The organism is Sphingomonas sp. HITSZ_GF (assembly GCF_029543155.1).
Lineage (GTDB): Bacteria > Pseudomonadota > Alphaproteobacteria > Sphingomonadales > Sphingomonadaceae > Sphingomonas.
Genome location: NZ_JARQXA010000002.1, coordinates 32,383 through 57,196 on the forward strand (window position 1 = coordinate 32,383; position 24,814 = coordinate 57,196).

Annotated in this window: 25 protein-coding genes; 18 read left to right on the plus strand and 7 right to left on the minus strand. The window is 67.8% G+C overall.

Annotation, left to right across the window (positions count from 1 at the left end):
- Positions 1–47 precede the first annotated feature (47 nt).
- The 7 genes from P6144_RS05905 (at position 48) to P6144_RS05935 (ending at position 6,979) form a co-directional block, all read left to right on the plus strand.
- A complete protein-coding gene (locus tag P6144_RS05905) occupies positions 48–599 on the plus strand; it encodes a hypothetical protein (protein ID WP_277766815.1) in 552 nt (183 codons plus the stop codon).
- A 108-nt stretch (positions 600–707) separates the two neighbouring features.
- Complete coding sequence (locus tag P6144_RS05910; protein WP_277766816.1) at positions 708–1,682, plus strand: C13 family peptidase; 975 nt, start codon at positions 708–710, stop codon at positions 1,680–1,682.
- A 295-nt stretch (positions 1,683–1,977) separates the two neighbouring features.
- Positions 1,978–2,553 (plus strand): ATP-dependent Clp protease proteolytic subunit, encoded by a 576-nt coding sequence (locus tag P6144_RS05915; RefSeq protein WP_277767408.1) that lies wholly within the window; start codon positions 1,978–1,980, stop codon positions 2,551–2,553.
- Positions 2,554–2,611: 58 nt separating this feature from the next.
- On the plus strand, positions 2,612–3,397 hold the full coding sequence (locus P6144_RS05920) for a succinate dehydrogenase iron-sulfur subunit (protein WP_277766817.1): 786 nt from the start codon (positions 2,612–2,614) through the stop codon (positions 3,395–3,397).
- 3 nt (positions 3,398–3,400) lie between these two features.
- The gene (locus tag P6144_RS05925; protein WP_277766818.1) at positions 3,401–3,859 is read left to right on the plus strand and encodes a PaaI family thioesterase; all 459 of its coding nucleotides are present in this window, start codon (positions 3,401–3,403) and stop codon (positions 3,857–3,859) included.
- Between the two features lie 100 nt (positions 3,860–3,959).
- A complete protein-coding gene (gene zapE / locus P6144_RS05930; RefSeq protein WP_277766819.1) occupies positions 3,960–5,072 on the plus strand; it encodes a cell division protein ZapE in 1,113 nt (370 codons plus the stop codon).
- 71 nt (positions 5,073–5,143) lie between these two features.
- Positions 5,144–6,979: a glycoside hydrolase family 2 TIM barrel-domain containing protein gene (locus tag P6144_RS05935; RefSeq protein ID WP_277766820.1), complete on the plus strand. Its 1,836-nt coding sequence runs from the start codon at positions 5,144–5,146 to the stop codon at positions 6,977–6,979.
- On the opposite strand, the gene P6144_RS05940 is transcribed toward P6144_RS05935, so the two are convergent.
- Positions 6,920–8,050, minus strand: a complete 1,131-nt coding sequence (locus tag P6144_RS05940; protein ID WP_277766821.1) for an acyltransferase — start codon at positions 8,048–8,050, stop codon at positions 6,920–6,922. The genes P6144_RS05935 and P6144_RS05940 overlap by 60 nt on opposite strands.
- Before the next feature lie 47 nt (positions 8,051–8,097).
- On the minus strand, positions 8,098–8,505 hold the full coding sequence (locus P6144_RS05945) for a VOC family protein (RefSeq protein WP_277766822.1): 408 nt from the start codon (positions 8,503–8,505) through the stop codon (positions 8,098–8,100).
- Between the two features lie 40 nt (positions 8,506–8,545).
- Here P6144_RS05945 and P6144_RS05950 point away from each other — a divergent pair, with 40 nt between their 5' ends.
- From P6144_RS05950 to P6144_RS05985, 8 genes are all read left to right on the plus strand, one after another.
- Positions 8,546–9,106: a winged helix-turn-helix transcriptional regulator gene (locus tag P6144_RS05950; protein ID WP_277766823.1), complete on the plus strand. Its 561-nt coding sequence runs from the start codon at positions 8,546–8,548 to the stop codon at positions 9,104–9,106.
- Positions 9,107–9,291: 185 nt separating this feature from the next.
- Positions 9,292–10,254 carry a malate dehydrogenase gene (gene mdh / locus P6144_RS05955; protein WP_277766824.1) on the plus strand — a complete coding sequence of 321 codons (963 nt, stop codon included), beginning with the start codon at positions 9,292–9,294 and terminating at the stop codon, positions 10,252–10,254.
- Positions 10,255–10,256: 2 nt separating this feature from the next.
- Entirely contained in the window at positions 10,257–10,871 is a 615-nt protein-coding gene (locus tag P6144_RS05960) for a hypothetical protein (protein WP_277766825.1), read from the plus strand.
- A 4-nt stretch (positions 10,872–10,875) separates the two neighbouring features.
- Positions 10,876–11,760: a succinate--CoA ligase subunit alpha gene (gene sucD / locus P6144_RS05965; protein WP_277766826.1), complete on the plus strand. Its 885-nt coding sequence runs from the start codon at positions 10,876–10,878 to the stop codon at positions 11,758–11,760.
- 67 nt (positions 11,761–11,827) lie between these two features.
- The gene (locus P6144_RS05970) at positions 11,828–14,764 is read left to right on the plus strand and encodes a 2-oxoglutarate dehydrogenase E1 component (RefSeq protein WP_277767409.1); all 2,937 of its coding nucleotides are present in this window, start codon (positions 11,828–11,830) and stop codon (positions 14,762–14,764) included.
- Between the two features lie 27 nt (positions 14,765–14,791).
- Complete coding sequence (gene odhB, locus P6144_RS05975) at positions 14,792–16,000, plus strand: 2-oxoglutarate dehydrogenase complex dihydrolipoyllysine-residue succinyltransferase (RefSeq protein WP_277766827.1); 1,209 nt, start codon at positions 14,792–14,794, stop codon at positions 15,998–16,000.
- A 112-nt stretch (positions 16,001–16,112) separates the two neighbouring features.
- Positions 16,113–17,507, plus strand: coding sequence for a dihydrolipoyl dehydrogenase (gene lpdA, locus P6144_RS05980; protein ID WP_277767410.1), 1,395 nt, complete (start codon positions 16,113–16,115; stop codon positions 17,505–17,507).
- A 183-nt stretch (positions 17,508–17,690) separates the two neighbouring features.
- Complete coding sequence (locus tag P6144_RS05985) at positions 17,691–19,025, plus strand: serine hydrolase (RefSeq protein ID WP_277766828.1); 1,335 nt, start codon at positions 17,691–17,693, stop codon at positions 19,023–19,025.
- Between the two features lie 4 nt (positions 19,026–19,029).
- Here P6144_RS05985 and P6144_RS05990 read toward each other — a convergent pair whose 3' ends face one another.
- Complete coding sequence (locus P6144_RS05990) at positions 19,030–19,500, minus strand: hypothetical protein (protein ID WP_277766829.1); 471 nt, start codon at positions 19,498–19,500, stop codon at positions 19,030–19,032.
- A 17-nt stretch (positions 19,501–19,517) separates the two neighbouring features.
- Entirely contained in the window at positions 19,518–20,183 is a 666-nt protein-coding gene (locus tag P6144_RS05995; RefSeq protein ID WP_277766830.1) for a YoaK family protein, read from the minus strand.
- Positions 20,184–20,246: 63 nt separating this feature from the next.
- Between P6144_RS05995 and P6144_RS06000 the strand changes: the two genes are divergently transcribed.
- Genes P6144_RS06000 through P6144_RS06010 form a run of 3 tightly spaced genes read left to right on the plus strand, consistent with a single transcriptional unit; the run spans position 20,247 to position 21,855 of the window.
- Entirely contained in the window at positions 20,247–20,882 is a 636-nt protein-coding gene (locus P6144_RS06000; RefSeq protein WP_277766831.1) for a TRIC cation channel family protein, read from the plus strand.
- Complete coding sequence (locus P6144_RS06005; RefSeq protein ID WP_277766832.1) at positions 20,882–21,256, plus strand: hypothetical protein; 375 nt, start codon at positions 20,882–20,884, stop codon at positions 21,254–21,256. Before P6144_RS06000 ends, P6144_RS06005 begins: the two co-directional genes overlap by 1 nt.
- 44 nt (positions 21,257–21,300) lie before the next feature.
- Positions 21,301–21,855 (plus strand): hypothetical protein, encoded by a 555-nt coding sequence (locus P6144_RS06010; protein ID WP_277766833.1) that lies wholly within the window; start codon positions 21,301–21,303, stop codon positions 21,853–21,855.
- On the opposite strand, the gene P6144_RS06015 is transcribed toward P6144_RS06010, so the two are convergent.
- Genes P6144_RS06015 through sppA form a run of 3 tightly spaced genes read right to left on the minus strand, consistent with a single transcriptional unit; the run spans position 21,852 to position 24,758 of the window.
- Positions 21,852–22,238 (minus strand): STAS/SEC14 domain-containing protein, encoded by a 387-nt coding sequence (locus P6144_RS06015; RefSeq protein ID WP_277766834.1) that lies wholly within the window; start codon positions 22,236–22,238, stop codon positions 21,852–21,854. The genes P6144_RS06010 and P6144_RS06015 overlap by 4 nt on opposite strands.
- A 55-nt stretch (positions 22,239–22,293) precedes the next feature.
- Positions 22,294–22,869, minus strand: coding sequence for a GNAT family N-acetyltransferase (locus P6144_RS06020; protein WP_277766835.1), 576 nt, complete (start codon positions 22,867–22,869; stop codon positions 22,294–22,296).
- Positions 22,866–24,758 (minus strand): signal peptide peptidase SppA, encoded by a 1,893-nt coding sequence (gene sppA, locus P6144_RS06025; protein WP_277766836.1) that lies wholly within the window; start codon positions 24,756–24,758, stop codon positions 22,866–22,868. Before sppA ends, P6144_RS06020 begins: the two co-directional genes overlap by 4 nt.
- Between the last annotated feature and the right edge of the window lie 56 nt (positions 24,759–24,814).

Genomic DNA, 24,814 nt, shown 5'->3' on the forward strand with positions numbered 1-24,814 from the left:
GGCCGGATAAAGGCAAGTAGGCGCCGGAAAAGGGGGCCGCATCACCGATGAGCGCGTTCGAATTCATCTTCAGTTTCTTCGGCCTGCTGCTCGGCCTTGCGCTGGCAGAGGGCCTGGGCGGCCTGTCCCGCGCGCTCAAGGCCAGCCACAAGGTGCGGATCGGCTGGGCGACCGCCTTGCTCGGCATCTTCGTCTCATGCGACGTCGTCACCTTCTGGATGTATGGCTGGGCGCTACGCGACCTGCTGCCGCTCAGCTGGGCGGTGCTGTTCGGGGGCTTCGTCGTCACGGCCATCTACTATGTCGCGGCCTCGCTGATCTTCCCCGACGATTTCGACGAATGGGGCGACCTCGACCGCTATTTCGACAAGCAATATCGCAAGGTCCTCGGCGCCGTCCTGCTCTGCAACATAGCGCTGATGGCGACCACCATCGCGCTGCTCGGCACGCACGGGCTGCTCAGCCCCAAGGTGCTGGTGTGCACCTGGTCCTTCTTCCCGGTCATCCTGCTCGCCATCCTGGTGCGCGACCGGCGGATGGTCGGCGCCTGCCTGGCCTGGCTGATCCTGCTCTATCCGCTCTCCGCGGTCTGGCACTGACGCCCGGGCCCAGTGCCAGCGCGGGACGAAAGCGCCCGCCCCCGCTTGACACTGCCCGCGCACCCGCGAGAGTGGGCCGTTAACTATTTCCGGGGGTTCGGCCTGCCCATGCGTATCGCGTTCGCCATCCTTGCGGCGGTTGCCGCGCTCGCCGCCGCGCCGGCCTCGGCCCAGTACAAGGCGCCGGCGCACGAGGCGGACTGGCCGGGGATGGTTTCAGGACCCGATGGCATCGACGGGCTCGATCCCGGCCCCGAGTTGCAACGCGGCCGTTCCGCCAAGGCGATGCTCGCCGACAGCCGCAAGCTGAACGTCGCGCTGGGTGCGCTGCAGCCGCAACGCAAGGCACTGGTCGATGCCTATGTCGTCTCGGTCGCGCTCGACAGCGACCCGGTGTTCGGCCGCGAGGCGCGCGAGGCAGGCAAGGTGCTCTCGCGCCGCTTCGATGCCGCCGGGCGCACGATCGTGCTGGCCGGCAGCACCGGCACCATGCCGAGCGAGCTGCCGGGCGGCTCGCTCACCAGCCTCACCCTCGCGCTCGCCCGCATCGCCGAGGTGATGGACAAGCAGCAGGACGTGCTCGTCCTCTATACCACCAGCCACGGCGCCAAGGTGGGCATCGCCTATCATGATGGCGACGAAGGCTATGGCATCCTCAGCCCCAAAAGGCTGGAGGAACTGCTCGACGAGCTGGGCATCAAGAACCGGGTGCTGATCCTTTCGGCCTGCTATTCGGGCATCTTCGTCGGGCCGCTTTCCAGCCCCGACACTGCGCTGTTCACCGCCGCCTCGTCCGATCGCCCGAGCTTCGGCTGCCAGGCCGACAATGACTGGACCTTCTTCGGCGACGCGATGATCAACCACGGGCTGCGCAAGAGCCAGCCGCTGGAGGCGGCGTCGGACCAGGCGCGGATGCTGATCGGCGAGTGGGAAGGCGCGGCGCAGGTCAATCCCAGCAATCCGCAGGTGAGCATCGGCGCGGACGTGCAGGCTTGGCTCGCCCCGCTCGAGGCGCGCATGCCCAAGACCGATACCCCGCCCGTCGGCCGCCCGGCGACCGATGCGCTGAAGCGCGGCGGATGAGATGGCCGACCAGGAAACCCTTCTGGAGCGGTTGATCCCGGGCGATCTGGAGCACCAGATCCCCGCGGCGATCCAGAAGGCGCTTCCCGGCGGCTTCCGCAACCGGCTGCTCCAGGTCGGGCTCGGCCTGCTGATCAGCCTCGGCCTGGCGTTCGTCGTGCGCCGCTGGGTCGAGCGGCGCGAGGCCAGGCACCGCGCCCTCGCCCCCCGCCCCGTCGCGCCCGTCCTGCCGCGCGCGCCGGAACCCGATGCGCCCGCGGCAGTTACCGCGCCCGTGACCGAACATCATGAACCGCTGCCCGACGACGGCACCCAGGCGACGCGCTACCCGCTGCTCGCCCAGCCGCACGTCGCCCTTTCCGGCCCCGTCGACCAGGCGATGTACGCGTCTTTTCGCGAGCAACTCGCCGCCGCGCCCAAGCAGGGCACGCTGGTGATCTCGCTTTCCACGCTGGGCGGCGATCCCGAGGTCGCCCGGCTGATGGGCGACGAGATAAGGCTGATGCGCGAATATTCGGGGCGCGAGATCCTGTTCCTCGGCAAGGTCGCGGTCTATTCGGCCGGCGCCACCTTCATGTCCGCCTTCCCCGCCGACAAGCGCTTCCTGACGCGCGGCACGCGGCTGATGATCCATGAGCGCCAGATCCGCTCGACGATCGAGCTGTCCGGCCCGCTCAAGATGCAGGTCGCCAGCCTCAAGGCCAAGCTGCACGAGATCGAGGAATCGGTGCGGATCGAGGAAGAGGGCTTCCGCGACATCATCGCCGGCAGCCGCGTGCGCTTCGAGGAAGTGCAGGAACGCGCCCCCGCCAACTGGTATATCGAGGCCGAAGAGGCCCGTTCGCTGGGTCTTGTGCTGGATATCATCTGAGAGGTTGAGCCCTGCGGCGCGATTGGCTATCGCGCGCCCAAGCATAAGGAACCCCTCGATGGCCGAATTCCGCCTTCCCAAGAACAGCCGCATCTCCTCCAAGGGCAAGGAGCACAAGGCGGACCCGGGCGCGAAGAACGTCAAGAAGTTCAAGATCTACCGCTACGATCCGGATAGCGGCGAGAATCCGCGCTACGATCTGTTCGAGATCGACCTCGACGAATGCGGCCCGATGGTCCTCGACGCGCTGATCAAGATCAAGTCAGAGCAGGACAGCTCGCTCACCTTCCGCCGGTCGTGCCGCGAGGGCATTTGCGGCTCGTGCGCGATGAACATGGACGGCCGCAACGGCCTCGCCTGCACCACCGCGATCGAGGATATCAAGGGCGATATCCGCATCACGCCGCTGCCGCACATGGACGTGATCAAGGACCTGGTTCCCGACTTCACCCACTTCTATGCGCAGTACAGCTCGATCAAGCCATGGCTGCAGACCGTCTCGACCACGCCCTCGGGCAAGGAGCGGCTCCAGTCGCCGGCCGACCGCGAGAAGCTCGACGGCCTGTACGAGTGCATCCTGTGCGCCTGCTGCTCGACCTCGTGTCCGAGCTATTGGTGGAACAGCGACAAGTTCCTCGGCCCGGCGATCCTGCTCCAGGCCTATCGCTGGCTGGCCGATTCGCGCGACGAGATGACCGGCGAGCGCCTCGACAATCTCGAGGATCCGTTCCGCCTCTATCGCTGCCACACGATCATGAACTGCTCGAACGTCTGCCCGAAGGGCCTGAGCCCGGGCAAGGCGATCGCCGAGATCAAGAAGATGGAAGCCGAGCGCTCGTTCTGATCCGTGAACCAGCCGGGCCCCGAGCATTTCTTCTACGAGGATGATCCGGATCTGCCGGGCTGGAAGCGCTGGCAGATCGTGGATCAGGGGCGGTTCAACAGCTTCATCGGTTCGCTTTCGGTAAAGGCCGTGAGCGAGCGGACCGCGCTGGTCCGCCACCGCTTCGAGCGCCAGCATTCGAACCTGCGCGACCATATCCATGGCGGCGCGCTGGCCGGCTTCATCGACATGGCATTGTTCGCGGCGGCGCGCGGGCTGGGGGTGCTCGCCGGCCCGGCCTCGACCGTCGACATGTCGATCCAGTTCATCGCCGGCGGCGCGATCGGCACCGAGACCGAGGCCGAAGTCGAGCTGCTCCGCGAGACCGGCCGCATGCTCTTCCTGCGCGGCGTCGTCCGCCAGGGCGAAGTCACCGTCGCCAGCTTCCTCGGCACCATCCGCAAGAGTTCGCCCCCGGCATGACCACACCCCGTTCTCGTCATCCCGGCGAAAGCCGGGATCTCAGGCGTTGGCGCTTGCGGCACGAGATCCCGGCTTTCGCCGGGATGACGGAGGGGGCGGCATGACCAAGGTCCTCGACCGCTACCACGCCCTTGTCGCCGCGGGCGAGCTCCGCCCCGATCCCGAACAGGCCGCCGCCGCCGAGCGGCTCCACCAGCTCGCGAACGAGCTGGAGGCGGTGCCGAAAAAGGGCAGCATCCTATGGCGCGCGCTCGGCCGCATGCCCGAGCCGCCGCGCGGGCTCTACATCTGGGGCAGCGTCGGCCGCGGCAAGTCGATGCTGATGGACCTGTTCTATGAGACGGTGAACATCCGCCGGAAGCGCCGCGTCCACTTCCACGAGTTCATGCTCGAAGTGCACGAGCGCCTGAACGAGGAGCGCAAGAAGGACACCCGCGACCCCGTCGTCGCGGTCGCCGACGCGATGGCCGAGGACGTCCGCCTGCTCGCCTTTGACGAGATGGTGGTCAACAATCCCGCCGACGCGATGATCCTCTCACGCCTGTTCACCGAGATGATGGGGCACGGCCTCACCATGGTCGCCACCTCGAACCGGGCGCCGCGCGACCTCTACAAGGATGGGCTCAATCGCGAGCTGTTCATCCCCTTCATCGAGCTGATCGAAGCGAAGATGGACGTGCTGACGCTGAACGGCCCGACCGATTACCGGCTCGATCGCCTGGGCCGGATGGATACCTGGCTGGTGCCGAACGGCCCCGAGGCGACGAAGCAGCTATCCGAGGCATTCTTCCGCCTGACCGACTTCGCGGTGGAAGACCGCGCCCATGTGCCGACCTGCGAGCTGCCGGTGCAGGGCGGGCGCGAGCTGCACGTGCCCAAATGCCTGAAGGGCGTCGCGGTCTTCTCGTTCAAGCGGCTGTGCGGCGAGGCGCGCGGTGCCGCCGACTATCTCGCCATCGCCCGGCGCTTCCACACCGTGATCCTGGTCGGCATTCCGAAACTAGGGCCGGAGAACCGCAACGAGGCGGCGCGCTTCGTCACGCTGATCGACGCGCTCTACGAGCATAACGTCAAGCTGCTCGCCGCCGCGGATGCCGAACCGCAGCATCTCTACGAAGCCGGCGATGGACGCTTCGAGTTTGACCGCACGGTCAGCCGGCTGATGGAAATGCGCTCGGACACCTATCTCGCCCAGGGCCACGGCGAGCACTAGCACCCGATCGGGTCTGGCCGAGTGGCCTGACAACCGATAGGCTCCCTCTCAAAGATAAGAGTGGAGAGTGTATGCGTTGGATCGGGCTCGCGCTTGCGGCACTGCTGACACCCCTTGCGGCATCCGCGCAGACCCTGGTCGCGGCCGATCTGCGCCCCGGCCAGAGCCTCGACGGCGCCTGGCACTGGTCGGTCGATCCCTATCGCGACGGCGTCGCCGGCTTCCATGGCGGTCCGCCGGGCGAAAGCACTGCGCGCTGGCAGGACAGGATCCAGGCCGAGGAGGCGGAGAAGCGCCCGACTGCGCTGTTCGAGTTCGACATGCAGCGTTCGCCGGTCACGCACCTGCCGGGCAGCTGGATCGGCCATGCGCCCGAGATGCGCTATTATCAGGGGCTGGTCTGGTACCAGCGCACCTTCGACTATGCCCCCGCCGGCCCGGGCAAGCGCGTCTATCTGCGCTTCGGCAGCGCCGACTATGCCGCCAGCGTTTTCCTCAACGGCAAGCCGGTCGGCACGCATCGGGGCGCCTTCACGCCCTTCGCCTTCGACGTGACCGACAGGCTGCGCCCCGGCAGCAACCAGATCACGGTGGGCGTCGATTCCGCGCGCACCGACAGCGACGTGCCGCCGCCGGTGACCGACTGGGAGACCTATGGCGGCATCACCCGCTCGATCCGGCTGGTCACCGTGCCCGAGACGTTCGTCGACGACGCTTTCGTACGATTGGGCAAGGACGGCCGCATCACGGTCGACGCGCATCTGCTCGGCCCGCAGGCCGCCAATGCGCCGATCCGCCTCGCCATCCCCGCGCTCGGCGCCATGCTCGACGGCCGCACCGATGGCGCGGGCAACTGGACCGCCAGCCTCCCCGCCCCGCGCGGGCTCAAGCGCTGGTCGCCCGAGAGCCCGACGCTCTACGACGTCCAGATCACCACCGGCGCGGACCGCTTCGCCGACCGTATCGGCTTTCGCACGATCGAGGTGCAGGGCGACCGCATCCTGCTCAACGGCAAGTCGATCTTCCTGCGCGGCATCTCGATGCACGAGGAGGAGCTGGGCAAGGATCCCGTCCGCGCGATGAGCCCCGCCGCCGCCCGCGCGCTGTTCGCCGAGATCAAGCAGGGGCTGCACGGCAATTTCGTCCGCCTCGCCCATTATCCGCATGACGAGGGCACCACGCGGCTCGCCGACGAGATGGGCCTGCTCGTGTGGAGCGAGGTGCCGGTCTATTGGCGCGTCGCCTGGGCCAATCCGGAGACGCTCGCCACGGCACGCCGGATGATCGCCGAGAATATCCAGCGCGACCGCAACCGCGCCGCGATCATATTGTGGAGCGTCGCCAACGAGACGCCGGTCAGCGATGCGCGCAACGCGTTCCTGCGCACGCTGATCGCCGATGTCCGCGCGCTCGACGACAGCCGGCTGATCACCGCCGCGCTGCTCAGCGCACGCCAGGGCAAGGTGATGCGCATCGACGATCCGCTGGTCGACGATCTCGATGTGATGGCGATCAACACCTATAATGGCTGGTATTCGGACGACCCGCTCGCCGACGTGCCGTCGATCACCTGGGCCAGTCCGGTCACCAAGCCGCTGATCTTCTCCGAATTCGGCGCGGACGCGCTCTACGGCTATCACGACAATGCCGCTGCCCCGCACAAGTTCAGCGAGGAATATCAGGCCGAATATTATCGCCGCACGCTCGAGATGGCGGCGAAGGTGCCCTATCTGCGCGGCATGAGCCCGTGGATCCTCAAGGACTTCCGCTCGCCGCGCCGCCAGCACCCGGTCTATCAGCAGGGCTGGAACCGCAAGGGCCTGATCTCCGAGACCGGCCAGCGCAAGCTAGCGTTCGGCGTGCTCGCGGACGAATATCGGCGCCGGGCGGAAGCGGAGCAGCGCTGAGCCGGCGCGGACCAGCCGGGCCCGGAGCCAGGGCTCGGCGGTGGCGGCGATCAGCAAAGCGAGGGCAAGCATCGCCGCGCCGGTGAGCAGCGCCGCGAAGGGCGCGGGCATGCCTGCACGGACGAGACCGGCGATAACCGCGGTGCCGGCCGCCTGGTGGAGCAGATAGAGCGGATAGGTCGCCAGCCCGGCGGCCATCGCCCAGCCCGGGCGCAGCCGGCGCGCCAGCAGCGGCTGCAGGCGGTTGGCGGCAAGCATCGCCGCCACGCCCAGGGCGAAGATCGCCATCGGTGCGAGCGGCGTCGCCGCGATCCCCAGCTCGCGCGCGCTGCGCACGGCATGCGCGATGATCTCGATGCCGACGGGCACCAGGCACAGCGCGACCGCCAGCAAGCGCCGCCGCGTCATTCCCTTGTCGAGTGCCGCGCGGATGAAGATGCCGAGCGCGAAGAAGCCGCCATGGGTGAGCAGCAGCAGGTCGGCCAGGCGCGGCCACACCCAGGCGGCAGGCAGCGACCCCGAGGCGACCACCAGCCAATAGGCCAGGCTCACTCCCGCCAGGGCGAAGCCGAGCGGCTCCAGGCTCTCCACCCGCCGCCAGGCGAGCAGCGCCGCGACCAGTGCGTAGAAGGCGATCTCCACCCCGAGCGTCCAATAGACGCCGTCGATCCACGGCCCCACCGGCGACAGCGCCATTGCCCCCAGCCATTCGGCAAGCAACGGCCCTTGCGCGCCGGCAAGCAGCAATGCCGCCAGCGACAGGCTCGCGCAGATCCAGGCGGCGGGGAACAGCCGCGCCGCGCGCCTGCCGACAAAGACGCCGGCAGAGGTGCCGCGGGCGGAACCGGCGATCACGCAGCCGGAGATGACGAAGAACAGCTCCACCCCGATCCAGCCGCACCAGCTGAGCGCCAGCCAGCCGTCGGGCAGCGGCGTGCGCGCCCAGCCGGCCAAATGCGGATCGGGCAGCCGCCCGAAGGCGCTGCCATAATGATAGGCAAGCACGGCCAGCGCGCTCAGCAGGCGCAGCAGGTCGATCGTCTCGAGAGTTCGCTTGCCGGGCGCCGCCATCGTGCCGCTTTCGCACGATGGCGGTTAACAGCCGGTCAGCGCCGCGCTCAGCCCTGGCCCGCCAGGTCCTGGTAAAACATCAGCGCGTTGCCGTCGGGGTCGTAGAAGGTGAGCAGCTTCACCATGCCGGGAATTTCCTGCACCGGCCCGTCCTGGCGCACGCCCGCCGCGTCGAGCACGGTCTTGGCGACGTCGATATCGGTCACGCCGAAGGTCAGCGTCGCGCCGCCGCCCTGGGGCACGCTCTCGACCTGCGACAGGCCGATGTTCACCCGCGCCACCGGCGTCTCGAACTCGCACCAGGCGATCGCGTCGACCCGGTAGAGCAGCGTCATTCCCAACACGTCGCGATACCAGGCGATCGCGGCATCGAGGCTGGTGACGTGGATCGCGCAGGTGAGCCCGCCATCATAGCCCAGCGCCGCCGCCTGGCTGGGTTCCGCAACAGTTGCCATTCCGATTCTCCGACTCTATGGTTCCATTTGTATAGTCGATATGAATTTGGTGATCGAGTCAACGCCCTCCTCGCCCGCCCAGCTGCTCCGCATGCTCGAGGCCAATCGCTGGGCGATCCCGGTGCTGGCGCTGCTCAGCCGCGAACAGGGCTCGCGCTTCGCCGTGATCGCGCGCGCGCTCGACCTGTCGCACAACAGCCTCACCCGCTGCCTCGCCTGGCTGAAGGAGAGCGGCTGGGTGATCCCCAATCCCGGCCATGGCCATCCGCTGCGCCCCGAATATCTGCTGAGCGAAGCCGGCCGGCCGGTCGGCGCGCTGTGCGAACGGATCGAGGAGACTCGCCACCGGCTCCGGCTCGGCACCGGCGACTTGCCGCGCTGGTCGCTGCCACTGGTCGCCGGCATGGGCGCCGAATGGACGCGCTTCGGCGAGATCCAGGCCCGGCTTGCCCCGGTCACCCCGCGCGCGCTCTCGACAACGCTCAAGGCAGTGATCGATGAAACGCTGGTGCAGCGCCGGCTGGAGGACCGCTATCCGCCGCTCCCGCTCTACGCGCTCACCGGCAGGGGCACGGAACTGGCGGCGGCGCTGACGGGTTGAAGACCCGCGCGAACAGGCGCTTCCAAGTCACTATTGCACTTGCGAATTAGTTGCAAAGATAATCGGGCGCGGCCCGTTTTCATGGGTTGCGACTCTCCTATTATGGGCCTAAGCCGCCACCGCTTTCACCGGCGCGCCGGTACGCGCGTCTGTGTCCGGTTGAACCAGACCCAAAGGGAGTTTCCATGGCCCGCAAGAAGATCGCGCTGATCGGCGCCGGCAACATCGGCGGTACGCTCGCGCACCTCGCAGCACTCAAGGGCCTGGGCGATATCGTCCTGTTCGACGTCGTCGAAGGCGTGCCCCAGGGCAAGGCGCTCGATCTGTCGCAGTGCGGCCCGGTCGAGGGCTTCGACGCCAGCATCACCGGTTCGAACGACTATGCCGACATCGCGGGCGCCGACGTGATCATCGTCACCGCCGGCGTCGCCCGCAAGCCGGGCATGAGCCGCGACGACCTGCTCGGCATCAACCTCAAGGTGATGAAGGCCGTCGGCGAGGGCATCGCCGCCCACGCGCCCGACGCATTCGTGATCTGTATCACCAACCCGCTCGACGCGATGGTCTGGGCGCTGCGCGAATTCTCGGGCCTGCCGCACACCAAGGTGGTGGGCATGGCCGGCGTGCTCGACTCGGCCCGCTTCAGCCACTTCCTCGCCGAGGAATTCGGCGTGTCGGTCAAGGACGTGAACACCTTCGTGCTCGGCGGCCACGGCGACACCATGGTCCCGGTCCTCGAATATTCGACCGTCTCGGGCATCCCCGTCGCCGACCTGATCGAGATGGGCTTCTCGACCAAGGAAAAGGTCGACGAGATCATCAAGCGCACCCGCGGCGGTGGCGGCGAAATCGTCGCGCTGCTCAAGACCGGTTCGGCCTTCTATGCGCCGGCGACCAGCGCGATCGCGATGGCCGAGGCCTATCTCTACGACCAGAAGCGCATCCTGCCGGCGGCCGCGCACCTGACCGGCCAGTACGGCGTCGACAATCTCTACGTCGGCGTGCCGGTGCTGTTCGGCAAGGACGGCGTCGAGAAGATCGTCGAGGTCAAGCTGTCGGACGAGGCCAAGGCCAATCTCCAGGTCTCGGTCGACGCGGTGAAGGAACTGCTTGTCGCCTGCAAGGCGATCGACGGCTCGCTCGCCTGATCATGGCGGCGCCGCGCATCGGCATCGTCGCGATTGCCGCGTTCGCCCTGGCGAGCGCGGCTTCGCTGCTTCCGGCGCCCGCCGCGGCGCAGGAAGCGACACCGACTGCGCCCGCCGAGCCGGTTCCGCTGTTCCAGGCGGCGTGCCTCACCGGTGCCGTGCGCCTGAACAAGAGCATCGCCGAGGCGAGCAGCTTCGCGCTGCTGCCCGCGGCTGCCCAGCGCGCGCTCGGCGCCGCTACCGTGACGACGCGTGGCGAGGCCGAGAAGCTGCCCGCCCCAGCCGCGGCGCAGGTCCCCAACACCATCTACCGGATCGCCGGTGGCCAGCTCTATCTGATGCCGCCCACCGCGGATCCGAGCCACACGCCGATCGGCGACAGCTGCATCGTGCTGTGGCACGCGCTTTCCGACGATGACTATTTCGCTGCGCGCAAACTCGTTCTCCCGAACGAGGAAAGCGTGCCGCTCACCGCCCGCCCGACCGCCAGCGCGGTCGGCGCGTCGGTTGCCGTTTCCGCACGAGACAGCGTTCGCCTGACCGCTGCCGCCTATGGCGGCTGGGTCGTGCTGCGCTCCTCCTCCCTAACCGAATCCAAAGCGCCTGGAGCCCAGTGAACGCATGAGCATCCTGATCAACAAGAACACCAAGGTCATCACCCAGGGGATGACCGGTGAGACCGGTACCTTCCACACCCAGCAGGCGCTCGCCTATGGGACGCAGATGGTCGGCGGCGTGACCCCCGGCAAGGGCGGCACCGAGCATATCGGCCTGCCCGTGTTCGACACCGTCGCCGAAGCGGTCACCAAGACCGGCGCCGACGCCTCGGTCATCTATGTGCCGCCGCCCTTCGCCGCTGATTCGATCCTCGAGGCGATCGACGCCGAAGTGCCGCTGATCGTCTGCATCACCGAAGGCATCCCGGTGCTCGACATGGTCAAGGTGAAGCGCGCCCTTTCGGGTTCGAAGTCGCGCCTGATCGGCCCGAACTGCCCCGGCCTGCTGACCCCGGGCGAGTGCAAGATCGGCATCATGCCGGGCTCGATCTTCTCGAAGGGCTCGGTGGGCGTCGTCTCGCGCTCGGGCACCCTCACTTATGAGGCGGTGTTCCAGACCACCAATGCCGGCCTCGGCCAGACCACCGCGGTGGGCATCGGCGGCGACCCCGTCAACGGCACCAACTTCATCGACGTGCTCGAGCTATTCCTCGCCGACGACGAGACCAAGTCGATCATCATGATCGGCGAGATCGGCGGCTCGGCCGAAGAGGAAGCCGCGCAGTTCCTGATCGACGAGGCCAAGCGTGGCCGAAAGAAGCCGATGGCCGGCTTCATCGCGGGCCGCACGGCACCTCCGGGCCGCCGCATGGGCCATGCCGGCGCGATCGTCTCGGGCGGCCAGGGCGGCGCAGAGGAAAAGATCGCGAAGATGGAAGAAGCGGGCATCCGCGTCGCTGCCAGCCCCTCGGAGCTGGGCTCGACGCTGGTCGAGGTTCTCAAGGGCTGAATTGTAACGGGAGCGCTCCTATCTCCTACAAGGAATGGGAGCGCTAACACAGACTGGATTGGTGACCATGGGCTATGAGGGCCTGGACTTCGATGACATCGCCGGTGGCGTGAGCCCCGCCTTCATCGATACGTTGTACCGCCGCTACAAGGCGGATCCCGCGGGCATCGAGCCCAAGTGGCAGCAGTTCTTCGAGGGACTCGAGAACACTGCGTCGGGCCCGAGCTGGGCCAACCCGCGCTGGCCGCTCGCCGAGACGGATGCCCTCACCGCCGGCCTCGACCCGACCCAGATGGAGCCGGCGCCCAAGCCCGCCAAGGGCGGCGCGGCACCGGTCGCCAAGCCCACCGGCCCCGCCGCGTCGGAAGCCGACATCCAGCGCGCCGCGCTCGATTCGATCCAGGCGATGATGCTGATCCGCACCTACCGGGTGCGCGGTCACCTTGCCGCCACGCTCGATCCGCTCGGCCTCGCCCGCCAGGACCTGCCCGCCGACATGACGCCGGAATATCACGGCTTCACCGGCGCCGATCTCGATCGCCCGATCTATCTCGGCGGCGCGCTCGGCATGGAGAAGGGCACGGTCCGCGAGATCGTGTCGATCCTGCAGGCCAATTACTGCGGCAATGTCGGCCTCGAATACATGCACATCGCCGACGTCGAGGAGCGCCGCTTCCTCCAGGAGCGGATGGAGGGCAAGGACAAGGCCATCCAGTTCACCGTCGACGGCAAGAAGGCGATCCTCTCCAAGGTCATCGAGGCCGAGGAGTGGGAGCGCTTCTGCGGCAAGAAGTACGTCGGCACCAAGCGCTTCGGCCTCGACGGCGGCGAAGCGATGATCCCGGCGATGGAAGCCATCATCAAATATGGCGGCCAGCTCGGCGTGCGCGAGATCGTCTATGGCATGGCGCATCGCGGCCGGCTGAACATGCTCACCAACGTGATGTCGAAGCCGTATCGCGCGATCTTCCACGAATTCTCGGGCGGCTCGTCCAACCCCGACGATGTCGGCGGCTCGGGCGACGTGAAGTATCACCTCGGCACCAGCACCGACCGCGAGTTCGACGGCATCAGCGTCCATATGTCGCTGGTCGCCAACCCATCGCACCTTGAAGCGGCCGATCCGGTCGTGCTCGGCAAGACCCGTGCGATCCAGACGATCGCCAACGATCTCGAAGCCCATACCGGCTCGCTGCCCGTGCTGCTGCACGGCGACGCTGCGTTCGCCGGCCAGGGCATCGTGTGGGAATGCCTCGGCTTCTCGGGCATCCGCGGCTACAATACCGGCGGCTGCCTGCACTTCATCATCAACAACCAGATCGGCTTCACGACGAGCCCGCAGTTCGCGCGCTCCTCGCCCTATCCGTCGGATGTCGCCAAGGGCGTCCAGGCGCCGATCTTCCACGTCAATGGCGACGATCCCGAAGCGGTCACCTTCGCCTGCAAGATGGCGATCGAGTTCCGCCAGACCTTCAAGCGCGACGTCGTGATCGACATGTGGTGCTATCGCCGCTTCGGCCACAACGAAGGCGACGAGCCCTCGTTCACCCAGCCGCTGATGTACAAGGCGATCCGCCAGCATCCGTCGGTGAGCGCCGTCTATTCGAAGAAGCTGATCGGCGAAGGCGTGATCGACCAGGGCTTTGTCGACGAGAAGGTGAAGCAGTTCAACCTGCTGCTCGAAGGCGAGTTCGAGGCGGGCAAGTCGTACCTCCCGAACAAGGCCGACTGGTTCGGCGGCCGCTGGTCGGGCCTCGCGGCGCCGGGCGATCCCGAGACCGCGCGCCGCTCGGTCGATACCGGCATCGAGAAGAAGCTGTTCGACAGCCTCGGCCGCACGCTGACCGAGGTCCCTTCGGACCTCGAGATCCACAAGACGCTCGGCCGCGTGCTCGATTCGAAGCGCGCGATGTTCTCGTCGGGCGAGAATTTCGACTGGGCGACCGGCGAGGCGCTGGCCTTCGGTTCGCTGCTTTCGGAAGGCTATGGCGTCCGCCTGTCGGGCCAGGATGTCGGCCGCGGCACCTTCTCGCAGCGCCATGCGGTTTGGGTCGATCAGAAGGACGAGCATCGCTACATCCCGCTCTCGACCATCCCGCACGGGACGTTCGAAGTGCTCGATTCGCCGCTCAGCGAATATGGCGTGCTCGGCTTCGAATATGGCTACGCGCTCGCCGATCCGAAGACGCTGGTGCTGTGGGAAGCGCAGTTCGGCGATTTCGCCAACGGCGCGCAGATCATGATCGACCAGTTCATCGCCGGCGGCGAGGCCAAGTGGCTGCGCGCCAACGGCCTGGTGATGCTGCTGCCGCACGGATACGAGGGCCAGGGCCCCGAGCACAGCTCGGCGCGTCCGGAGCGCTATCTCCAGCTCTGCGCGGAAGATAACATGCAGGTCGTCAACATCACGACGCCGGCAAACTACTTCCACCTGCTGCGCCGTCAGATGCACCGCAACTTCCGCAAGCCGCTGGTGCAGATGACGCCCAAGTCGCTGCTGCGTCACAAGATGGCGGTCAGCAAGGCCGAGGACTTCCTCGGCGACAGCCACTTCATGCGCATCCTCAGCGATCCCTCGGCCCCGGCCGACAAGGACGTGAAGCGCCTGGTGCTGTGCACCGGCAAGGTCGCCTATGACCTGATCGAGGCGCGCGATGCCGCCGGTGACAAGAACACCGCGATCGTCCGCATCGAGCAGCTCTATCCCTTCCCGGGCGAGGCGCTGGCCAAGCGCATCGCGCGCATGACCAACCTCGAGGAAGTGATCTGGGCGCAGGAAGAGCCGAAGAACAACGGCTACTGGTTCTTCGTCGAGCCGTTCATCGAAGCGAGCCTCGCCGAAGCCAAGTCGAAGGTGCAGCGTCCGCGCTATGCCGGCCGCGCACCGGCCGCGGCGGTCGCCACCGGCCTGATGAAGCGCCACCAGGCCGAGCAGGGGGCGCTCGTCGCCGACGCGCTCGGTCACAATGTCCGCGAAGAGATTCGCCGGACCCGCAAGAACTGACACCCTCCCAGGGAACGAGGAAAGACAATGGCAGACGTTAAAGTCCCGGTACTGGGCGAGTCGATCACCGAAGCCACGCTCGGCGAATGGCTGAAGAACCCCGGCGATCCCGTCCAGCTCGACGAGCCGATCGCCAGCCTCGAGACCGACAAGGTCTCGGTCGAGGTGCCGAGCCCGGTCGCCGGCGTGATGGGCGACCAGCTCGTCAAGATCGGTGACACCGTCGAAGTCGGCGCGGTCATCGCGGTGGTGAGCGAAGGTGGCGCCGCTGCGGCTGCCCCGTCGCCTGCCCCGGCCGCCGCGCCCGCTCCGGCGCCTGCCGCCGCCCCGGCCCCCGCCGCTTCGGAAGCCGCCGCGCTCTCGCCGTCGGTCCGCCGCGCGGTGCTCGAGACCGGCGTCGATCCCTCGACCGTGCAGGGCACCGGCAAGGACGGCCGCCTGACCAAGGACGACGTCATCGCCGCCGCCAGCGCCAAGCCGGCACCGGCCGCCACCCCGGCGCCCGCCGCCGCCCCGGCCGCTTCGTCGGCCAGCGGCCGCAAGGAAGAGCGCGTCAAGATGACGCGCCTGCGCCAGACCGTCGCCAAGCGCCTCAAGGAAGCGCAGAATACCGCCGCGATGCTCACCACGTTCAACGACGTGGACATGACCGCGGTGATCGAGGCACGCGCCAAGTACAAGGACCTGTTCGAGAAGAAGCACGGCGTCCGCCTCGGCTTCATGGGCTTCTTCGTGAAGGCCGCCTGCATGGCGCTCAAGGACATCCCCGGCGTCAACGGCTCGATCGAAGGCGATGAGATCGTCTATCACGATTATTGCGACATCTCGGTCGCCGTCTCGGCCCCGCAGGGCCTGGTCGTCCCGGTGATCCGCGACGCCGAGACGCTGTCGGTCGCCGGCATCGAGAAGACGATCGGCGACTTCGGCAAGCGCGCCAAGGACGGCACGCTCAAGATGGAAGAAATGAAGGGCGGCACCTTCACCATCTCGAACGGCGGCGTGTTCGGCTCGCTGATGTCGACCCCGATCATCAACCCGCCGCAGTCGGCCGTGCTCGGCCTGCACCGCATCGAGGACCGCCCGGTCGTCCGCGACGGCCAGGTCGTCGTCCGCCCGATGATGTACCTCGCGCTCAGCTACGACCACCGCCTGGTCGACGGCCGCGAGGCGGTCACCTTCCTCGTCGCGCTCAAGAACGCGATCGAGGATCCGACCCGCCTGCTGATCGATCTGTAAGAACTGAAACGAATACCTATCTTCCGTTCGTGCTGAGCTTGTCGAAGCATCGCTCTTCTCGAACGGAAGAAAAGGCAGCCCTTCGACAAGCTCAGGGCGAACGGAGTGAATGATGGCCGACTATGATTTCGACGTCCTGGTGATCGGTTCGGGCCCGGGTGGCTATGTCGCGGCGATCCGTGCGGCGCAGCTGGGCCTCAAGACCGGCTGCGTGGAAGGCCGGGAGACGCTGGGCGGCACCTGCCTCAATGTCGGCTGCATTCCCTCCAAGGCGCTGCTCAACGCGTCGGAGAAGTTCGACGAGGCGGTCAACGGCACCCTCGCCAAGCACGGCATCAAGCTGACCGGCGTCGAGCTCGACCTGGTCGGCATGATGGCCGACAAGGACAAGGCCGTGAAGGGCCTGACCGGCGGCGTCGAGTTCCTGTTCAAGAAGAACAAGGTCGAGTGGGTGAAGGGCTATGGCACCTTCGTCGACGCACACACCGTCCAGGTCGGTGACCGCAAGGTGACCGCCAAGAACATCGTCATCGCCACCGGCTCGTCGGTCACCCCGCTGCCCGGCGTCGAGATCGACCAGAAGGTCGTCGTCGATTCGACCGGCGCGATCGCGCTCGACAAGGTCCCTGGCCACATGGTCGTCATCGGTGGCGGCGTGATCGGCCTCGAGCTCGGCTCGGTCTGGCAGCGCCTCGGCGCCAAGGTCACCGTGGTCGAGTTCCTCGACCAGCTGCTCCCCGGCATGGACGGCGACGTCCGCAAGGAAGCCGCCAAGATCTTCAAGAAGCAGGGCATGGAGATCAAGCTCTCCACCAAGGTGACCGGCGTTGCCGTGAACGGCGGCAAGGCCAGCGTCACGATCGAGCCGGCCGCCGGCGGCGCTGCCGAGACGCTGGAAGCCGATGCCGTGCTGGTGTCGATCGGCCGCCGTCCGAACACCGAAGGCCTTGGCCTCGACAAGATCGGCCTTGAGGTCAACAAGCGCGGCCAGGTCGAGACCGACCACGATTTCCGCACCAAGGTCGACGGCGTCTGGGCGATCGGCGACGTGATCCCGGGCCCGATGCTCGCGCACAAGGCCGAGGACGAAGGCATCGCGGTCGCCGAGAACATCGCCGGCCTCACCGGCATCGTGAACCACGACGTGATCCCCTCGGTGGTCTATACCCACCCCGAGATCGCCGGCGTCGGCCTGACCGAAGAGCAGGCCAAGGAGCGCGGCGAGGTCAAGGTCGGCAAGTTCCCGATGGCCGGCAACAGCCGCGCCAAGGCGATCGACGACACGGTCGGCTGGGTGAAGGTGATCGCCGACGCCAAGACCGATCGCGTGCTCGGCACCTGGATCATCACCTCGGTCGCCGGCACGATGATCGCCCAGGTCGCCCAGGCGATGGAATTCGGCGCGACGTCGGAAGACATCGCCTATACCTGCCACGCCCATCCGACGCATTCGGAAGCGATCAAGGAAGCGGCGATGGCAGTCCTCGGCAAGCCGATCCACGTCTGATCAACGCTAGCCCCTCCCCCTCGGGGGAGGGGTTGGGGTGGGGCCGGTCCGCAGGCTCCAGTCTCGGTGAGACGTCCCCCACCCCCAAACCCCTCCCCTGAAGGGGAGGGGCTTTTCATATCTGGCCAGCTTGCACACTCCCCTTGCGTGAGTTACTCAGCTAACACACAAAGGGGATCAAGCATGCGTCACATCCTTCTCGGCCTGCTGGCCGCCACCGCCCTCGCCACGCCCGCCTTCGCGCAGGACGTCACGCGCATGGACCAAGCCGCCAGCGCCGAAGCCGAGACGGGCGGCTTCATGGGCGCCATTCTCGTCGCTCAGGACGGCAAGATCCTGTTCGACAAGGGCTATGGCTCGGCCAATCTCGAATGGAAGATTCCGAACGACGGCGAGACGCGCTTCCGCCTGGGCTCGCTGACCAAGCAGTTCACCGCCGCCGCGGTGCTGCTGCTTCAGGAACGCGGCAAGCTGCGCCTCGACGCGCCGGTGAAGACCTATCTGCCCGATGCCCCGGCGGCCTGGGACAAGGTCACCATATTCCACCTGCTCACCCACAGCGCCGGCATCCCCAATTTCACCGCGCAGGACGATTACGACAAGCGCAAGGTGCTTCCCACCACGCTGCCCGAGCTGATCGCCCGCTTCAGCGACAAGCCGCTCGATTTTGCGCCGGGCGAGCAGTTCAAATATTCCAATTCCGGCTATGTCCTTCTCACCGCGATCATCGAGAAGGCCAGCGGCCAGTCCTATGCCGCGTTCGTCACCGAGAACGTCTTCAAGCCGCTCGGCATGGCAGACAGCGGCTATGACGATCATGCGCGCGTGATTGCGCGCCGGGCCTCGGGCTACAGCCCGAGCAAGGGCGCGGTGGTCAATGCCGACTATATCGACATGTCGGTCCCGCAGGGCGCCGGCGCGCTCTATTCGACCACGCACGATCTGCTCAAATGGGAGACCGGGCTGTTCGGCGGCAAACTGCTCAAGCCCGAATCGCTCCTGGCGATGCGCACGCCCTACAAGAACAACTACGCCTTCGGCATCGGCGCGGTGACGCGGGACGGCGCCACCACGATCTCGCACAGCGGCGGGATCGACGGGTTCAACACCTGGATGGGCTATGATCCCGATCGCAAGATCACCGTGGTGGCGCTCGCCAATATCAACGGCAGTGCGGCGAGCACGCTCGGCCGCGCGATGATGACGCTGGCACGCGGCGGCACCCTCACCCTGCCCAGCGAGCGCAAGGCGACCACCCTGCCCGCCGCGGCGCTCAAATCCTATGAAGGCACGTACGAGGCGAACCCCGCCTTCGGCTTCACCGTGCGTGCCGAGGGCGATCACCTGATCGTCCAGGCCACCGGCCAGGGCCCGCTCGACCTGTTCGCCGAAGCGCCGGACAAGTTCTTCTTCCGCGCCGTCGACGCCCAGATCGACTTCACCCGCGATGCCGCGGGCAAGGTCATCGGCGCGGTGCTGCACCAGAATGGCCGCGACATGAAGGCGGTGAAGAAATAGGCGCTCAGCGCGCGATATGCTCTGCCGATACCACCTGCACCGGCGGCCTTCGCCCTTCGCCCCAGCGCAGCATCAGGACGGTTCCGATCGCCAGCAGCGCCAGCGCGGACAGCGTCAGCACCTGCATCCATAGCTGGTCCGCCGGATCCATCCGGCTGTGCCGATCGAGATAGCGCAGGCCCATGCGCCGCTTGATCAGCAGCGTCTTGTGCAGCCGCCACAGCGCGAAGGCACTGGCAGGCAGGACGATCATCACCGGCAGCGCCGCCACCGGTCCCTGCCACGGCATCAGCAGCGCGATCAGCAGGCACAATAGGGGCACCCAGCTGACGAACAGCACCGCGGTAAGCCCCTTGTCGATCGCCGTGGCTCGGCCGAAGCGCAGGTTCGCCCAATAGGCCATCGCGAAGAGATGCGGATAGATGCCGGCCAGCATCTTGTACGGCGTCAGCCGCCTCGGGCCGCCGCGCGCCAATCAGCCACCGCGCCGCATCAGTTGACCGCCCACGGTCCCGCCAGCTTCGGCCGAATGCGCACCAGCGCGAAGGTGAGCACCGCGCTGGCGATCGGCGCCAGCCACAAGGCGGTCCAGCCCCAGCGGACATGGCTGGCCGCGCCCATCACCACGCCGGCCAGGAAGCCTGCCCACAGGAACAGATAGAGCGTCCAGCCCCAGCGGTCCTTGTCGCCCATCAGCGCGCCGGCCAGCCGCTGGCCCATCTTGACCAGCGATCCGGTCATGTAGCTCACGCCCACGCTCACTTCGCCGTCGCGGTTGAGGATGCCGTTCTCGCAGCCCATCGCCATGGCGAGGAAGATCAGCACGATCGGCCCCGGCGCCAGGCTGGCCAGCGTCGCGGCAATGACGAGCAGCACGGTAACCGCCAGCATCACGCTCTCGCGAAACCGCGCCTGGCGCCAGCGCGTGATCACGCTGGCGAGGATCACGCCGCTGACGAAGCTCATCACCAGCCCCGCCGCGGTCGCCGCGTCGCCCGGGATGTCGCCGCCCAGCCCCACGCCCAGCCGGGTGGTGTTGCCGCTCATGAACGAGGCGAAGAAGCCGCCCAGGCTGGTAAAGGCCAGCGCATCGACGAAGCCGGCAAGCGCGGCAAGGCAGATGGCGATGACGACTAGCGGAGACTCGGTACGCTGCATGGCCGCACTCATGCCCCAGCCCCGCATTTGACAGCAAGCCGTTCCCGGCATGAAACATCTTTCATGGAAGCCGTAGAAGCCGCCGCCCGGATCGGACCGATCCTCCCCTGGCTCGATATGTTCGGTATCGCCGTGTTCGCCGCCACCGGCGCGCTCGCCGCCGCGCACCGGGCGCAGACCTTCGTCACCGCCGCCTTTTTCGCGCTGGTCACCGGCGTCGGCGGCGGCACGATCCGCGACCTGCTGATCGGTGCGCCGGTGTTCTGGGTGCACGACGCCACCGTCGCCGCGCTGATCCTTGCCGTCGCGGTGCTGATCTGGATGACGCCGCAGCGCTGGTGGAACGACACCACCTTTGCCTGGCTCGATGCCTTCGGCCTCGCCGCCTATGCTGCGTTCGGCGCGGCCAAGGCGCTGGGCTATGGCATCCCGCCGGTGCCGGCCGCAGTGATGGGCGTGGTCACTGCCTGTGCCGGCGGCATCATCCGCGACGTGCTGGCGGGCGAGCCCTCGATCCTGATGCGGCCGGAGCTCTACGTCACCGCCGCCGCGCTCACCGCATCGCTCCAGGTGGTGCTCGCACTCGCCGGGCTGCCGATCTTCGTCGCCGGCCTGCTCGCTGCCGCGGCGGGCTTCGGCCTGCGCGCCGCCGCGATCGTCTGGAAGCTCGGCCTGCCCGCCTATCGGGGGCGCCGCTGATGCTGCTCGCGCTGCTCCTCGCCGCCCAGGACCCGCTCGCCCCGCTCGATTACTGGGTGGGCAAATGCTGGCGCACCGAAGTCGCCCCCGACACGGTCGACACCCATTGCTTCACCCGCGACCCAGCCGGGGTGCACGATCATCACGAAGTCACCGCCAAGGGCGAGAAGATCTACCAGGGCGACACCGATTATCGCTGGGACGGCACGAACATCCGCTACGCCTATCGCAACGACAACGGCCCCGTCTCCGAGGGCGTGGTGGCAGTGGTGCCCGAGGGGCTGGAGATGGACGGCATACGCTGGCTGCCCAGCCGCGGCGGCTTCACCATGCTCAACGGCACGCGCCGCCGCGAGTTCGTGCGGGTCGAATAGGGTCCGCAATTGCCGGGCGGTCCCCTGCGGATCATACTCGCCGCATGGAACAGTCGAGTCGCGGCCGGGAATTGCTGTCGACGGGCGAAGCCGCCCGCCGCGAGGGGCAGCCGGCCGCTGCACGCGCAGCCTTCGCCAGCGCCCTGACCGCGTTCCGCGCCGAGGGCGATCTCGCGGGCGAGGCGCATGCGCTGACCTGTCAGGCGCAGATCGCCTGCGATGCCGGCGACCTCGACTGGGCGCTGCGCGACCAGGCAGAGGCGATCGCGCTCTATCGCCGCACCGGAGACGGGCTCGGCCTCGCCCAGGCCCTGCGCCATGCCGGCGAGATGTTCCTCGCGCAGGATCGCCTCGCCAATGCCACCGCGACGCTGCACGAGGCGCTCGACCTCTACCGCGCCGACATCGACACGCCGCCGCTTGCCATGGCCGAGATGCTGCGCAGCGTCGCGCTGCTGGCGACGGCGCTGGGCGAGCGCGAGGCGGCGCGCGGCTATTGGGCCGATGCGCGGGCGCGCTATGCCGCGCTCGATCCGCTGGTTCCGGGCGGGAAAGCCGGCATGGCCGAGGCCGATCGCCAGCTCGCGGCGCTGGCCTAGGGCTCCATCAGCCAGGCGATCGCCGTCTCGCGATCGTCGAACACGCCGATATCGGCGCGCACTTCCCTCAGCCGCTGCACCTGCAGCCGGGCGAGCGCGGTGTGCACCACGAACGCGACCTTGCGCGCCCAGAGCTGACGGACGGCGGGATTGTCGAGCGTGTGCTTGATCAGCTCCACCGTCTCCTGCGGCACGACATGCACCGCGCTGGCGTCGTAGAGCGTCACGTGCTTGCCGACATCGGGGCCGAGCGCGCGGATCGCGGCGCGCAGTTCCTCGCCGATCCAGGCGGCGTCCTCGGGCGAGACCAGCCCGCCGATCCGCAGATCGAGCAGCTTCCGCTCGAGATCGACTTCGATGCTGTGCGAAACCGAATTGGGCATGCAAGCGAACCCTTGTCCACGGGAGCGGCGCCATACGCGCTCCCATAAACTGCCCTCAATCCCGTACGATCCCCATATCGGCGAATTTGCGCGGCTCCACCGGCGGCACCCGCGGCTCGTTGAGCTCGCACTGCCACACGCCGATGTCGATCCACTGGCCGTGCTTGAAGCCGACCTCGCGATATACGCCCTGGCGGCGGAAGCCGACGCCCTCGTGCAGGCGGATCGAGCGGTCGTTGGGCAGCGCGATCGTGCCGATCGCATGGACGAAGCCCTGCGCGCGCAGCGTGTCGATCAGCGCGCCGTAGAGCAGCCGCCCGACGCCCGACCCGCTCGACGCGTCGGTCAGGTAGATCGAGGTCTCGCAGACATAGCGATAGGCCGGCCGGTCGCGGAACTTGCTGGCATAGGCATAGCCGATCACCCCGGCATCGGGATCGTCGGCGCTGCTGCCGCCCGTCGTCGCCACCAGCCAGGGATAGAGCCCGTCGCTCGACGCCATGCGCTTGCGGATCTCCGCCTTTTCGGGCGGCTCGATCTCGAAGCTGGCCGTCCCGGTCAGCACGTGCGGCGCATAGATCGCCGCGATGGCGCCGGCATCCTCCGGCGCGGCTGCGCGAATGCCGATCACAGGCCGAGCCGCGCTGCGATCGCGTCGAACAGGGTGCGGTCCTCCAGGCTGGCATTCGCCGGGCCCAGCGCGCCGCATTCGAGGCAGCGTGCCTGCACCGATCCGCCACGCGCCAGCCGCCGCGCATCGCCCAGCGCCTGGGCGAGCATCGCGCGCTGCTCGATCGCCGCGCGGGCGAACAGGTCCGGCCCCGCCGTCTCCTCGGTCTTGTCGGCATCGTCCTCGCCGTCGCCGAACGCGCCTTCGAGCAGCTTGGCCCAGGCCGATGGCTCCTTCTCGAGATAGACCGCATGCACCTTGGCCGGATCGAGCTTGGCGCGCCGCGCCGCCTCGGCGATGGCATCGTCGATCCCGCCGAACCGGTCGACCAGCCCGAGCTGGTGCGCGGTGCCGCCGATCCACACCCGGCCCTGGGCGATCTCGTTCACCCGCTCCGGCGTCAGCTTGCGCGCGCCCGAGACCAGGCTGATGAAACGCGCATAGCCCGCATCGATCGCCGACTGGAGCAGCTTGTCGGTCTCTTCGGTGGTACCGCCATAGACATCGGGCTGGCCGCTCAGCGGCGTGGTCTTCACGCCGTCGGTGCCCACGCCGATCTTGGCCAGCGACTTCTCGAAGGTCGGGATCACCCCGAAGATGCCGATCGAGCCGGTGATCGTGTTGGGCTCGGCGAAGATGGTGTCGCCCGGCGTCGCCACCCAATAGCCGCCGCTCGCCGCCAGACTGCCCATCGAGACCACCACCGGCAGCCCCTTGGCCTTGGCCGTCAGGATCGCCTGGCGGATCTGCTCGGCGGCAAGCGCCGAACCGCCCGGCGAATCGACACGCACCACCAGCGCCTTGAGGTTCTTCGTCGCCAGCCCCTTGAGCAGCAGCGCGCTCACGCTGTCGCCGGCCGCCTTGCCCGGGCCCGCCTTGCCGTCGACGATCTCGCCGGCGATCGTGATCACGCCGATCGCATCGCCGCCCGTCGGCAGCGGGTTTGCCGCGACGAAATCGTCGAGCTTGATCCGGTTGAAGCTGCCCTCGGGCTTGCCGCTCGGCGCGCCCGCGATCTCGGCGACGCGCTTGCCGAAGGCCAGACGGTCGCCCAGCTTATCGACGATGCCCCGGTCGAGGTTCGACTTGGCGATATCGCCCTTCGCCGCCGCGATCGTGTCGGCGGGCTTGGCCAGATAGTCGGCCAGCTTGGCCTTGGGCCGCGCCTTGGCGATCTCCGCCTGCCACTGCGCCCAGATCGGCTGGTAGATCGCCAGCTCGGCTTCCTTCGCCTCGGGCGACATGTCGCTGCGCATATAGGGCTCGACCGCCGACTTGAACTTGCCGACGCGGTAGATGTGCGCGTTGACCCCCAGCTTGTCGAGCAGCCCCTTATAGTAGAGCCGGGTGCCGCCCGGGCCCATGAACACGGCGCCGCCCAGCGGGTTCATCCAGATCTCGCTGGCATTGGCGGCGAGCGCATAGCTGTCATCGGTATAGGCGGTGGCATAGGCGAGCACCGGCTTGCCCGCCGCGCGCACCTTGCCCACTGCCGCCGCCACTTCGCTGATCGCCGCCGGATAGCCGCCCATGAAGCGGTCGAGGTCGAGCACCACGGCCTTCACATGGCTGTCGCCCTTCGCAGCCTCGAGCGCGCGCACCACGTCGCGCAGCCGCTGCTGCTTCACGACATTGCCGCCGGTCAGCCTGGCGAAGGGATCGACTTCCTCGGGCTGCTCGACCAGCGTGCCGTCCAGCGCCACCACCAGCGCGCCGTCGCGGATCGCCGCCGGGTTCGGCTTGGCGGAGAGCGCCGCAAACAGCATCGTGAAGAACAACAGCATGAAGACCAGGACCAGAAAGTCCTTGATCCCCACCAGGATCTTCCAGGCGCCTTTGACAAGCTTCACCGTGCCGCTCCCATGCGAAGGAATATGGCCGCGGTGCTAGAGGATCGCGCAGGGCG

What these genes read in the sequence shown, in the direction of transcription:
- P6144_RS06015 (WP_277766834.1), bottom strand. Translation starts at nt 22,238, where the DNA reads ATGCCCAATTCGGTTTCGCACAGCATCGAAGTCGATCTCGAGCGGAAG.
- P6144_RS06005 (WP_277766832.1), top strand. Translation starts at nt 20,882, where the DNA reads ATGCTGCTCGCGCTGCTCCTCGCCGCCCAGGACCCGCTCGCCCCGCTC.
- P6144_RS05970 (WP_277767409.1), top strand. Translation starts at nt 11,828, where the DNA reads ATGGGCTATGAGGGCCTGGACTTCGATGACATCGCCGGTGGCGTGAGC.
- P6144_RS05960 (WP_277766825.1), top strand. Translation starts at nt 10,257, where the DNA reads ATGGCGGCGCCGCGCATCGGCATCGTCGCGATTGCCGCGTTCGCCCTG.
- P6144_RS05905 (WP_277766815.1), top strand. Translation starts at nt 48, where the DNA reads ATGAGCGCGTTCGAATTCATCTTCAGTTTCTTCGGCCTGCTGCTCGGC.
- P6144_RS05985 (WP_277766828.1), top strand. Translation starts at nt 17,691, where the DNA reads ATGCGTCACATCCTTCTCGGCCTGCTGGCCGCCACCGCCCTCGCCACG.
- P6144_RS05910 (WP_277766816.1), top strand. Translation starts at nt 708, where the DNA reads ATGCGTATCGCGTTCGCCATCCTTGCGGCGGTTGCCGCGCTCGCCGCC.
- P6144_RS05945 (WP_277766822.1), bottom strand. Translation starts at nt 8,505, where the DNA reads ATGGCAACTGTTGCGGAACCCAGCCAGGCGGCGGCGCTGGGCTATGAT.
- mdh (WP_277766824.1), top strand. Translation starts at nt 9,292, where the DNA reads ATGGCCCGCAAGAAGATCGCGCTGATCGGCGCCGGCAACATCGGCGGT.
- P6144_RS06010 (WP_277766833.1), top strand. Translation starts at nt 21,301, where the DNA reads ATGGAACAGTCGAGTCGCGGCCGGGAATTGCTGTCGACGGGCGAAGCC.
- P6144_RS05920 (WP_277766817.1), top strand. Translation starts at nt 2,612, where the DNA reads ATGGCCGAATTCCGCCTTCCCAAGAACAGCCGCATCTCCTCCAAGGGC.
- P6144_RS05940 (WP_277766821.1), bottom strand. Translation starts at nt 8,050, where the DNA reads ATGGCGGCGCCCGGCAAGCGAACTCTCGAGACGATCGACCTGCTGCGC.
- zapE (WP_277766819.1), top strand. Translation starts at nt 3,960, where the DNA reads ATGACCAAGGTCCTCGACCGCTACCACGCCCTTGTCGCCGCGGGCGAG.
- P6144_RS05995 (WP_277766830.1), bottom strand. Translation starts at nt 20,183, where the DNA reads ATGCAGCGTACCGAGTCTCCGCTAGTCGTCATCGCCATCTGCCTTGCC.
- lpdA (WP_277767410.1), top strand. Translation starts at nt 16,113, where the DNA reads ATGGCCGACTATGATTTCGACGTCCTGGTGATCGGTTCGGGCCCGGGT.
- sucD (WP_277766826.1), top strand. Translation starts at nt 10,876, where the DNA reads ATGAGCATCCTGATCAACAAGAACACCAAGGTCATCACCCAGGGGATG.
- P6144_RS06000 (WP_277766831.1), top strand. Translation starts at nt 20,247, where the DNA reads ATGGAAGCCGTAGAAGCCGCCGCCCGGATCGGACCGATCCTCCCCTGG.
- P6144_RS05950 (WP_277766823.1), top strand. Translation starts at nt 8,546, where the DNA reads ATGAATTTGGTGATCGAGTCAACGCCCTCCTCGCCCGCCCAGCTGCTC.
- P6144_RS05935 (WP_277766820.1), top strand. Translation starts at nt 5,144, where the DNA reads ATGCGTTGGATCGGGCTCGCGCTTGCGGCACTGCTGACACCCCTTGCG.
- odhB (WP_277766827.1), top strand. Translation starts at nt 14,792, where the DNA reads ATGGCAGACGTTAAAGTCCCGGTACTGGGCGAGTCGATCACCGAAGCC.